The sequence below is a fragment of the Dolomitihabitans soli genome, from assembly GCF_022213955.1.
Classification (GTDB): domain Bacteria; phylum Actinomycetota; class Actinomycetes; order Streptosporangiales; family Streptosporangiaceae; genus Streptosporangium_A; species Streptosporangium_A soli.
The window spans coordinates 39,117-50,106 of sequence record NZ_JAKNTW010000029.1 but is presented as its reverse complement, the minus strand read 5'-3'; the positions used below and the strand labels follow the sequence as shown (position 1 = coordinate 50,106).

Here is a 10,990-nt window from a genome sequence, read left to right as displayed (position 1 = left end):
CCGGGGTGTCTTTATTGGGGGGCTTCGCCTTGGGCGCGGGGGGGGGGGGGGGGGGGGCGCCCCCCCCCCGACCCGGCTTCGAAATTAGGTGGCCGGTGCCGCAACCCCATCTGGGGCTAACGTCGACAACCAAGACAGAAATGTCTCAGCCGACGCGGCAGTGACCGTCCGCCACCCAATCGTCATACAGGCGGCAGTACAGGCCATCGCAGCACGCAAACGTGAAGAGACACGTGCTGCCCAGCCGCCCACATTCTTGAGCCACAGTGGACTGTGATGCGAACATGTGCTGCTGGAGGCTATTACTGGCCAGCCTGCCAACAATAGAAGTCGTGAACATAAGTTTCACCTCCTCGCATTGCGTTTATCAAGTCGCCGGAGCGAATCTTCAGAAATTACAACACAAATGATCGAACTCCGTCGAGGATCAGCTGGACCGTCGATTTGACTAGAGTCGAATCGACGAGGTCAGCTGGCCCAAAAGTTTTTCATCGGCCTGGGGCATCGATCGGCGGGTGAGGGCGTTGCCGAGGGGGCTACGCCGGTACAGCACGCGCTTGCCGTCACGCCCGCGATCGAGAAACCCCGCCTTGTGCAGGATGCCCAGGTGATGGGAGACGGTGCCGGCCGACAACTGGTGGCGCCGGGCGAGGTCGGCGGTGGTGTGAGTGATGTCGAGGTCGGCCAGCAGCGCGGCACGGGTCGCGCCGAGAAGATCCGTGAGATCCCGCGATGCCTGCCTGAGCGGGTGCCGTCCCGACGCGGCGGCCCTCCCGCCGGCGGGGAAGTAGATGGCCACGGTGTCGTCGGGACGGCTGCTCATGAGAATCCGGTCCCTCATGAAGACCGAGCCGACACACCACAACCCCGAGCCGGCGGTCAACCGGGCGCGGGGCGGAATGTCGATGAGGAGAGTGTCACCGCTCCAGGTGAAGTGCCGGCTCATGTCCGCGATGGCCGCCTGCACCCCGTCGGCGGCGAGCAGCCGCGCCCGGTGATCGAACCCCGACTCCAGATCGGCCCGCAGCCCATCCCAAAACGGGGCCAGGGCCGCGTTCCAGTAGGTCCTCAGCTCATCCGCCAAAGTGGCCAGGTAGGCGTCCTCACCGCGCGCGTCCAGCAGGCGAGTGGCCAGCGGCAGAGCGGGGTCGACGACACCCGCCCGCTTCGCCCCCGTGATGGCGCTGGTCAACTCCTCCCGGATCACCCCGGTGGGTGTGCTCACCAGTGCGTGCAGTTCCTCGTCGAGTGAGGACGAGCCGCCGGCCGCCACCGGCAACAGGAAATCCGGCAGGTACCCGCCCAGCCCGATGACCTCGCGCAGCAGGCCCAGCCTGCCCGGCGTCAGCCGCCCACGCACATCGCCCCACCACCGTCGGATCCACGGCGTCCGGTCGCCACCGGTGGCCGCCCGCAACGACAGGGTGGCCTCGCTCAGCATCGACCAGCCGAAGCGGACATGCCTGAGCCCTTCGGCGGAAATCTCAAGCGCCTGCACCACACCCGCCCTCCGCGCCGGCCAGCCGGTGGGAGCCGCGGGGCAGCCGTTCATCCAGGCCCCGGGACGTGAGGGCGCGACCAGCCCGGCCCGGATCGCGCCCGCCGCCGGAGGGGGCGGGCGACGGCGAACCGTTTGGATCAATGCCTGTCATCCTGTCGGACGTCCGTGTCGGCGTGGCCGCGGGTCTGTCCGTTCTCCGTCGGACAGGCGGAAGAGACATGCGCAACCTCCATGGCACACCCGTCGGCCTGGACGCCCCAGGCGATCGGGAAAGGCGCCACAAACAGTCCTCGTCGGTCCCGGGCGGGTACAAGATCAAACGCTGTTCGGAACAGTTCCGAACGCCCCTGCGTTCAGCGGTCGAGGAGCCGTCTGCCCCGGGTGCGTGTGTTCAGCCTGGTGGCCGAAGAAGTGAGCACGCCCGCGGCATCGGCGGGTTGGTCGTGTCCGGCACCTTGCGCGACTCGCTGTTCACCCTGGACGGGTTCGAAGTCGCTGTCAGCGCGGAAGATCCCCGCCTGCTGTCCGCGTTCGAACACCTCCCGCAGTCGCGGGGGCAGCTCCGTCGGGTTGAAAGGCGGCCGGATCTCTCCCTCGCCGAGCCCTTCATGCAGCAGCAGGGGACGTTCACAGACCAGGTCGAAAGAACGCCCGCAACGCCAGGCGCGTTCCGTCAACCGGATCGGTATGCCATCCAGAGCCTTATTCGAACCGACCATGCTCGATGTCATTGGCCATGTGCGGGCGCTGGAAAGGAATTGCCTGGGGCTACCAGGCCGGATTCGTAGGCGAAGACCACGAGTTGGGCACGGTCACGGGCATGGAGCTTGGCCATGGCCCGGTTGATATGCGTTTTGGCGGTCAGTGAGCTGATCACCATGCGGTCGGCGATCTGGTCGTTGGACAGGCCCTGCGCGACCAGGGCGACGGCCTCGCGTTCGCGGTTGGTCAGTTCTTTCAGCCCGGTGCCGGTGCCGGTGTTGAGCGGCTGGGTGATGTACCTGTTGATGAGCTTCCGGGTGATCGACGGGGCGAGCAGCGCGTCACCGCGCGCGGCCACGCGTACGGCGTGCAGGAAGTCTTCGGGCACGATGTCTTTGACGAGGAATCCGGCTGCGCCGGCGCGCAGCGCGTTGAAGACGTGTTCGTCGAAGCCGTAGTTGGTCAGGATGACGACGTGCACCCCGGCCAGGGCCGGGTCCGCGGCGATGCGCCGGGTCGTCTCGATGCCGTCGAGGACCGGCATCTGGATGTCGATGAGAGCGATGTCGGGCAGATGTTCCCTGGCCAGAGCAAGTCCCTCCCTCCCGTCGCCGGCCTCGCCCACCACCTCGATGTCGTCTTCGAGGTCGAGGAGCGCGCGGAATCCGCTGCGCAGGAGCGGCTGGTCGTCGACCAGCAGGACACGGATCATGACGTCTGGTCCACGGGGAGTTCGGCCTGGACGGTGAAGCCTCCCTCGCTGCGCGGTTCCGCGCGCAGGCGACCGCCGAGGGCGGTGACGCGTTCGCGCATCCCGAGCAGCCCGACGCCAGGCACCGGGATGGTGTCCGGTGTGGCCTTGCCGTCGTCATCGATGCGTATCGCGACGGCGTCCGGACGGCAGTCGATCCGGACCGAAGCCGTGCCGGCGGCGGCATGCCGGGCGATGTTGGTGAGCGACTCCTGAACGATCCGGTAGGCGGTCCGGTCCACCGCGGCCGATACGTCATATCGTTGTCCCTCGATCGTCAACGTCGCGTCCAGGCCGCTGGTACGGGCCCGTTCCACCAGGTCCGGGATGTGGTCGAGCCCATGCGGCGGGGTCGTGTCGTCGTCGCGCAGCGCCTCCAGGGTCGCGCGCAGTTCCCGGGCTGCCTCACGACCAGCCTCCCGGATCGCCAGCAGGGCCTCCGGCACCTGTTCACCCCGCTTGCGGGCCACGTGAACGGCGACTTCGGCCTGCACCTTGATGATCGAGATCTGGTGGGTGAGCGAATCGTGCAGCTCCCGCGCGAGGTGCAGCCGCTCCTCGTCGGCGCGGCGCCGCGCGGTCTCCTCCCGGGTGCGCTCGGCTTCCTCCGCCCGCCGTTCGGCCTGCCGCAGTGCTTCACCCGCGGCGCCGGCCGCGACCAGCCAGGCCAACTCGAGGGCGCCTCGGGACTGCGCGAACGCCTCACCCGTGTCGTGTGCGCCCGCAGCCAGGGCCGCGAGGGGGAGAGCGGCCAGCATGATCACGCTCGCCGCCACCGTGATGGTGCGGTGTCCCGCCCGCACGGCGGCGTACACCGCGAACAGGTAGGCGACGGCGGGCACGTCGAAACCGGCCGCCTGGTAACCCACCGCGCACAGCCCGGTGACGGCCAGGACGGGAACCGGAGCCCGGCGGCGCGCGGCCAGCGCCAGGCCGCCGGCCGCCAGCAGCGCGTAGCCGAACAGGTCGAGGTTCGTGCTGGAGTTCTGCCCGGACAGCCCGGTGACCAGCAGCGTCGCCGCCACGCAGACGGCGATCGCCCAGTCTTTGACACCGGCCGGGATACCGGACCGTCCTGTACTCATGCGCGCACCTTAGCCGGATGTCCGCGCGGGCGACTCCTGCGCGTGGATGACCGGCCGGCTACCGCGCACGCGGTACCTTCGCTGCTCCTGCGGCGTACGCGGTAGCCGGCTGTGGCAGCGGCGGCAGCGTGAATTGCCTGCGTCCGCTGGACGACCTGCGGTGGGTCCGGCGGCCATGATCAGGCGACGTCCAGTCGTAGAAGTGAGGAGCACCTCATGTCAGCCCGATTCGTGCTTGCCGTGGCCGGAGCCGCCCTGATCGGAGGTTTCGCGCTTGCCGTACCGGCCGTCGCGTACGCCTCGGTCCAGCCGGACCCCGCCAGTGTGTACGCCATGAGCGCCGGGCGGCTCGGGGCCATCGTGGCCGCGCTGGTGGGGTTGATCGGCGTGGTCATCGGCGGGCTGGCTCTGGCCCGCTCCACCGGTCGTATAGGCAACGGCTCCGGGCGAAGGGGGGCCATCGTGGCCCTGGTGGCGGGAGTGATCGGCACCGCCCTCGGCGGGCTGGTCGTGGCCACCTCCTCCGGTGGTATCGGCACCGGTAACGGGCTGGGCGGGGGAATCGTGGCCGCGCTGGTGGGGCTGGTCGGCATGGCCCTCGGCGGGCTGACGCTGGCCCGCTCCCGACGCACCGGCTGACCGCCGCACCGGCTGACCGCAGCGAGTACGAGCTCGCGTTCGGGTCCCCCCACATTCCAGCGCGCCATACACGCCCGTATCCCGAGCGAACCCAGGGCTACGCCACGGTCAGCCTCTTCAGGTCAGCAGGGTGTGGGCCAGGCCGATGGCGGCGCCGCCGGCGATGTACCAGGCGTTGTTGAGCTTGGTCTTCCACAGCAGCGCCAGTGTGACCAGCGCGATCGCGGCGGTGAGGGGGTCGATGATCGCGCTCCGCCCGAGTTGGAGGGAGACGCCGGCCATGAGGGCCAGGGCGGCGACGTTGAGGCCGTCGAGCAGGGCGGAGGTCCAGGCGCTGGCGCGGAGTTTGTCGGTGAGCTTGGTGAGCAGCCCGACGAAGACGAAGGACGGCAGGAAGATGGCGACGGTGGCCAGGAACGCCCCGAGGGGGCCGGCGACGAGGTAGCCGATGAAGGTGGCCGTGGTGAACACCGGGCCAGGGGTGACCTGGCCGATGGAGACGGCGTCGATGAGCTGCTGATTGGTGATCCAGCCGAGCCGGTCGACGAAGTCGCCGCGCAGGAAGGCCAGGAGCACGTAGCCGCTGCCGTACAGCACGGATCCGATCTTCAGCATGGTGAGGAACAGCTGCGCCAGCTGACCCCCGGTGGGATCCGGGAAGAGCGGCGAGCCCAGGCCGAGCAGCGGCAGCATCCCGTGCACGGCGTCCTGGCGGCGGCGGATCACGTGGGCTCCCGCCGTGAGCAGCGCGCCGGCGGCCATCACGAGCAGCTCGTTGATCCCGAGCAGGTAGGCGGCCAGGGCGGCGACGGCCAGCAGCGCGAACCACCCGTTCTTGATCACCGTGCGGAGCAGGCCGAGCAGGGCGTGGGCGATGATCGCGATCACCGCCGGGACGATGCCGTACAGGATGCCCGCGACGGCGGGCGTCGTCCCGTAGGTGACATAGGCCCAGGCCAGAGCCGTGACGATCAGCGCAGCCGGGAGGATGAAGCAGACGCCGGCGGCCAGCAGGCCGCGCCACCGGGCGCGGTCGAAGCCCAGATGGATGGCCAGTTCGGTGGAGTTGGGGCCGGGGATGAGATTGGTGGCGCCCATCAGGTCGACGAACCGCTCATCGCTGACCCAGCCGCGTCGGCGCACCAGCTCATCACGCATCATCGCGGTGTGCGCGGCCGGGCCGCCGAAGGCGATGGTGCCCAGCTTGAGAAACAGCAGCGCCACCTCCCGCACCGCACGCCAGGACGCCCTGCCGCCTTCGGGATCGCCGGCCGGATCGCCGACGGCCTGCTCATCTGCCACTGTCGCTCTTCCCTTGGTCGTGCGGATCGCTAGGACACTGCCAAGGCCGACGGTGCGAAGGCCCGCATCAGGGCCCAGATGACAGCCCGCAAGCAGGCCGGACACGCACGCCTGGCCAGATGCATCAAACTCGTTTGATGTATCTCCGGGTGGTCGAGCAGCCTGATCACGCCGAGCGAGGTCATGTTCGCAGCGGGCTCGTGTCCGGCGCCGGCCCGCCCGCGGCGGGAGCGGCCGCGCCCAGCGGGGCGAACAGTGCGCCGAGCTTGTTCACCGTCTGGGGGATGATGCGGTAATAGACCCAGGTGCCACGGCGTTCGCCGTCGATCAGTCCGGCGGTGCGCAGGATCTTCAGGTGGTGGGAGATCGTGGGCGCGGTCAGGTCGAAGGCGCCGGTCAGGTCGCAGACGCACGCCTCACCCCCGGCGTGCGAGCCGATCATCGACAGCAGGCGAAGGCGGACCGGGTCGGCGACGGCCTTGAGCAGAGTCGCCAGCTCGGAGGCCTCGGGCTCGGACAGAGGCTCGCGGGTGATCGGCGCGCAGCACTGCACGACAGTGACGGCGGTCATGGCGCACCCTCCTGATTCGACAATCGTCTAAATGATAGGCGATGGTAGGCGATCAGTGCGAATGCCGCCGGCGCGCAGGCCGCGGTGACGGCTCCCATCACCCACCCGTATCCGGCGGCCTGGGCCAGTGCCACGGCTCCCAGGGGGCAGCGCCTTGTCGGCGACGGAGAACACGGCGATGCGGCCCGAGAGGCTGGCGTAGGCGGCGGTGTCGTTACTGCTCGGCGAGCAGATGCGGCAGGGTGATGGTGCCGACCGAGCATGCCGTACCCGATGGTCTGGGTGAGGGCCAGGGGCGGCGACGATGCGCCGGCCGCAGCTGAAACGGAACCAGCCGTCGCGCCCCTTCGTGGGCGGCTCGCGGTTCAGCCGCAGCAGCTGCCGCCTGCGGCCGACACGTCTGCCAGCGGCAGCGGGGTGGACAGCAGGCCGCCGCTGATGCCGGTGGCCAGGCCGACCCGCTGTTCCTGGGCCTCGGCCAGGTTGGAGGAGCACACACCGGTCTCGGGCAGGTCGAGCCGCACGTCGCGGGCGGCCTCCCAGTCGCCGGCCACCGCGGCGACGACGGAGCGGACCTGCTCATAACCGGTGGCCATCAGGAAGGTGGGGGCGCGGCCGTAGCTCTTGACGCCGACCGCGTAGTAGCCGGTCTCCGGATGGGACAGCTCGTCGACGCCGTGGGCGGGCACAGTGCCGCAGGAGTGGGCGTTGGGGTCGATCAGCGGGGCCAGTTGCCGGGTCGATCCCAGGATCGGGTCCAGATCCAGGCGCAGTTCGGAGGCGATGGAATGGTCCGGGCGGTAGCCGGTGGCGCTGATGATCTGGTCGGCGGTGATCGACTGCTCGTGACCGGAGGGGTCGCGGCTGACGACTTCGACGCCGTCGGTGCTGTGCTGGACGTGGTGGGTGAAGAATCCGGTCCGCAGGCGGATGCGGCCTGAATCGACGTGGGCGCGCAGCCGGGTGCCGAGGGCGCCGCGGGCGGGCAGTGCGTCGGCGTCACCGCCGCCGTAGGTACGGCTGGCGTTGCCCGCGCGGACGGCCCAGGTGATCTGGGCGTTCTCCAGCTGGGCCAGGGCGAGCAGGGTGGTGGCGGCCGAGTGGCCGGCGCCGACGACGAGTGTGTGCCTGCCCTCATACCGCTCGCGGTCGGCGCCGAGCACGTCGGGCAGGGCGTGGTCGATCAGGTCGCCGACGGTCTGCTCGCCGAGGGCGGGCAGGCCGCTGGCGCCGAGCACGTTTGGCGTGTCGTAGGTGCCGGAGGCGTCGACGACCGCCCGCGCTGTGATCTCCTGGCCATCTGCCAGATGGATCAGGAACGGGGCCTGCTCGCGGCCGGTGGTGCGGACCCGGTCGTAGCCGAGGCGGCTGATCGCGGTCACCCGCGTGCCCAGCCGTACCCGCTCGCCGAACGTCTTCGCCAGCGGGGCGAGGTAGTCGCCGATCAGCTCGGCACCGGTCGGCAGCCACTCCGGGTCCGGCTCCGTCCACCCCGCCGCGGTGAGCAGGCGGCGGGCGGCGGCGTCGATGTTGTACTTCCACGGGCTGAACACCCGCACGTGCCCCCACCGTGCCACGGAGGCCCCGACCTGCCGCCCGGCCTCAAGTACCAGGAAGTCCAGGCCGCGCTCGGCCAGGTGTGCGGCGGCGGCCAGCCCGACCGGGCCCGCTCCGATCACCACCACCGGCAGCGTGCCGCCGCTGGGCTGGGCGGTGAACCGCTCGATCTCGATCGCGGCCGGGCCGCAGCATCCCTCACTCATGGCGGTGCTCTCCTCGCAGGTATGGACGTCGTCGATCGCAGTGCTTCGAAGCTTGTCTAACTAGCTGGAAGTCTGGCGATTGTTTAGAGAAATGTCAAATTAGATGTTCATCTAAACAAGGCGCAAGTTGGGGCCCACCCTCATCCCTCGCCGGAGGACCTGTCTGGGCTTACCGGCCGATCGCTGCGGGGGCGCCGCTCGCGTGCGCGGTCAGGGCGGCGGTGACGTGCTCGGCGTCGCGGCTCACCCCGCGCAGGATGGTGGAGGCGAAGGACCGCTGGAACTCCAGCCCCACGTACACCAGTCCGGGGTGGGTGAGGGGGAGCCCGCCGGAGTGCAACGGCAGGCCGTGCTCGTCCAGCGCGCTCAGCGGCGCGACCTCCTGGCGATCGGCATCATCCGACGCCTCGCCCAGCGCGGTGTTCGAGTCCCGGCAGACATCAGCGTGATCGGGTTCGACGACATCTTCGCCGCCGACTTCGTCCATCCCTCGTTGACCACCCTGGCTGGGCCCGGCTCGCACGCCGGTCGGCTCGCGGTAGAGCTCTTGATCGAGCAGTTCGCCGCACGAACACAACGCGAGGGCGAGACGATCCGCCTGCCTACCGAGCTGGTACTTCGCGAGTCGTCCGGCCCAGCGGAACGCCACGCCTGAGCGGCGCGGCCGCGACGAGCGCCTGCGGACCATCACTCGGCACGGTCGGCAACGGCGGTTCGAGAGATGACAATGACGGGCCATGGTGCCTGGTGATCTTGCGGCGTGACCCGCTTGACCTTGACACGGTGACAAGGTCTTCACTGTTGCCGAGGAGGTGGTCCCGATGACCATGCAGAAACAAGACGTGGAGACGATTCGAGCTTTCCAGGGGCTGGAGGACAGCCGCTCGTCAGTGCGGCTGCGGGCGGCGATGGCGGTCGGTACGACCCCTGACCCGCGGTTCATCGACAAGCTCATCGAACGATGCGCGATCGAACCCGAATTCTATGTGCGCGATATGCTGACGTGGGCGATCACCCGCCACTCGGCATCCATGACGGTTCCAGAGCTTCTCAAGGAACTCCGCTCGGAGCGTGCGCAGGCACGAAGCCAGGCGCTGCACACGCTGTCCAAGATCGGGGATCGGCAAGCGTGGCCGGCGATCACACGGGCGCTTCTGTCCGACGCCGACGAGGAGGTGGCGCGGAGTGCTTGGCGGGCGGCGGTCGTGCTCGTGCCCGAAGGTGAAGAGCTCGAGTTGGCCGCGGTGTTGTCGACACAACTCGGGCGCGGCGAACGTGAGATGCGGCTGAGCCTCAGCCGGGCGCTGATCGCGCTCGGTGAGGTGATCGTGCCCACGCTGAGCGCTGCGATGACGGATCTCGACCCGCGCGTGCGCGCCCATGCGATCGCCACGGAACGGCTGTTGCGCGACCCGGAGGCCGGATTCGACTTCGCGATCGAGGAGGCCAAGCGCGTCGTAGCCCTCGGCAGCACCGGCAAGGAGGAGTGATGGGCAGTGTTGATCGGTGATGTGGCACGACGGTCCGGGGTCAGCGCCCGCATGCTCAGGCACTACGACTCGCTCGGCCTGGTACGGCCGACGGGTCGTACCGACGCGGGCTATCGAGAGTACTCCAGCGAGGACATCCGGCGGATCTTCCAGATCGAGAGCCTGCGGTCCTTGGGGCTGTCGCTGCGTGAAGTCAGGCGCGCGCTCGATGATCCCGACTTCACGCCCTCAGAGCTCGTCGACGACCTCATCCGCCAGACGCGAGAACGCATTGCGGCTGAGACGGAGCTGCTCACGCGGCTGCGTCGGATCGACGCCGTAGAACCCGCCGGCTGGGAGGACGTCCTCCAGATCGTCGCACTCCTGCAGGCGTTGGGGTCAAAGAGCGCCGACAAGCGCCAGCGCGCGGCCTTGTCCTCAGTCGAAGAGGCTCCGATACCCGTGGAAGCACTGGTCGAGGCAGCGCTGAGCGAGGCGGACCCGAACGTCGCCGGAGCCCTTCGATGGGCTTTGGCGCAATCGGGCGATGACGGATTCGCGCTGCTTGCGGAGGGCCTCGGCTCACCAGTAGCCGAGGTGCGCAAACGTGCCGTCCAGTCCATCGCCGAGATTCCGAACGGTGAGGCGACCACACTGCTGCGGGACGCCCTCACGAACCCCGACATCGTGGTCCGCAGGTACGCAGCTCTGGCACTCGGGGCACGTGGAGTAGCCGACGCGATCCCGACGCTCGTCGATATCGTCGTCGAGGGGACGAATGACGTCGACGCGGCCGACGCCCTGAGCGCGCTGGCGAGTCGTCCCACGTTGGCGGATCAGATCGCCACCAGGCTCGTTGCTCGCCTCGCCCACGGCACCGTTGAATCGTCCGTACGTCGACGGCTGACGCAGGCGCTCGCGGACATCCCGGGAACCACAGCGTCACGAGCCCTCGCAGATCTGTCACATGACGAAGACCGTGCCGTTGCGCTTACCGCGACATACATTCTCGGGATACGCGACGCACGATGACGGATCTTTCCTGGCGTGCCGTGTGCGGCGCCGGACGAGGGCGCTTCCCTCGCAGCGGATGTGCCGATGCCGACCAGCGGCACCCGATCGCTGGCGGACATCAAGTCCGCACGACATCCCCGGCCGTGCGGACCTCGCAGTCCGTACTGCCATGCGTGCGTCACCGATGACCTGC

The 10,990-nt window shown here is 69.2% G+C and carries 11 protein-coding genes; 4 read left to right on the top strand and 7 right to left on the bottom strand.

Annotated elements, in window-relative coordinates; genetic code table 11:
* Positions 1-448: 448 nt before the first annotated feature.
* From MBA17_RS38625 to MBA17_RS38610, 4 genes are all read right to left on the bottom strand, one after another.
* Complete coding sequence (locus MBA17_RS38625; RefSeq protein ID WP_238502611.1) at positions 449-1,642, bottom strand: ArsR/SmtB family transcription factor; 1,194 nt, start codon at positions 1,640-1,642, stop codon at positions 449-451.
* Between the two features lie 212 nt (positions 1,643-1,854).
* Entirely contained in the window at positions 1,855-2,232 is a 378-nt protein-coding gene (locus MBA17_RS38620) for a hypothetical protein (RefSeq protein WP_238502610.1), read from the bottom strand.
* Positions 2,229-2,915, bottom strand: coding sequence for a response regulator (locus MBA17_RS38615; protein WP_238502609.1), 687 nt, complete (start codon positions 2,913-2,915; stop codon positions 2,229-2,231). The genes MBA17_RS38620 and MBA17_RS38615 overlap by 4 nt, the downstream gene beginning before the upstream one ends.
* Positions 2,912-4,039, bottom strand: a complete 1,128-nt coding sequence (locus tag MBA17_RS38610) for a sensor histidine kinase (protein WP_238502608.1) — start codon at positions 4,037-4,039, stop codon at positions 2,912-2,914. Before MBA17_RS38610 ends, MBA17_RS38615 begins: the two co-directional genes overlap by 4 nt.
* A 216-nt stretch (positions 4,040-4,255) precedes the next feature.
* Here MBA17_RS38610 and MBA17_RS38605 point away from each other — a divergent pair, with 216 nt between their 5' ends.
* Positions 4,256-4,678, top strand: a complete 423-nt coding sequence (locus MBA17_RS38605; RefSeq protein ID WP_238502607.1) for a DUF6223 family protein — start codon at positions 4,256-4,258, stop codon at positions 4,676-4,678.
* 117 nt (positions 4,679-4,795) lie between these two features.
* Here MBA17_RS38605 and chrA read toward each other — a convergent pair whose 3' ends face one another.
* The 3 genes from chrA to MBA17_RS38590 all read right to left on the bottom strand — a co-directional run bounded on the left by chrA (position 4,796) and on the right by MBA17_RS38590 (position 8,314).
* Positions 4,796-5,980 carry a chromate efflux transporter gene (chrA, locus tag MBA17_RS38600; RefSeq protein ID WP_238502606.1) on the bottom strand — a complete coding sequence of 395 codons (1,185 nt, stop codon included), beginning with the start codon at positions 5,978-5,980 and terminating at the stop codon, positions 4,796-4,798.
* Between the two features lie 181 nt (positions 5,981-6,161).
* Positions 6,162-6,551, bottom strand: coding sequence for a metalloregulator ArsR/SmtB family transcription factor (locus MBA17_RS38595; protein ID WP_238502605.1), 390 nt, complete (start codon positions 6,549-6,551; stop codon positions 6,162-6,164).
* 365 nt (positions 6,552-6,916) lie between these two features.
* Positions 6,917-8,314 carry an FAD-dependent oxidoreductase gene (locus tag MBA17_RS38590; protein WP_238502604.1) on the bottom strand — a complete coding sequence of 466 codons (1,398 nt, stop codon included), beginning with the start codon at positions 8,312-8,314 and terminating at the stop codon, positions 6,917-6,919.
* 202 nt (positions 8,315-8,516) lie between these two features.
* On the opposite strand from MBA17_RS38590, the gene MBA17_RS49910 reads away from it, so the two are divergent.
* The 3 genes from MBA17_RS49910 to MBA17_RS38575 all read left to right on the top strand — a co-directional run bounded on the left by MBA17_RS49910 (position 8,517) and on the right by MBA17_RS38575 (position 10,815).
* Positions 8,517-8,969: a substrate-binding domain-containing protein gene (locus tag MBA17_RS49910; RefSeq protein ID WP_455432936.1), complete on the top strand. Its 453-nt coding sequence runs from the start codon at positions 8,517-8,519 to the stop codon at positions 8,967-8,969.
* 166 nt (positions 8,970-9,135) lie between these two features.
* Positions 9,136-9,804, top strand: coding sequence for a HEAT repeat domain-containing protein (locus MBA17_RS38580; protein WP_455432935.1), 669 nt, complete (start codon positions 9,136-9,138; stop codon positions 9,802-9,804).
* A gap of 6 nt (positions 9,805-9,810) precedes the next feature.
* Positions 9,811-10,815 carry a HEAT repeat domain-containing protein gene (locus MBA17_RS38575; protein ID WP_238502603.1) on the top strand — a complete coding sequence of 335 codons (1,005 nt, stop codon included), beginning with the start codon at positions 9,811-9,813 and terminating at the stop codon, positions 10,813-10,815.
* Positions 10,816-10,990: the final 175 nt, after the last annotated feature.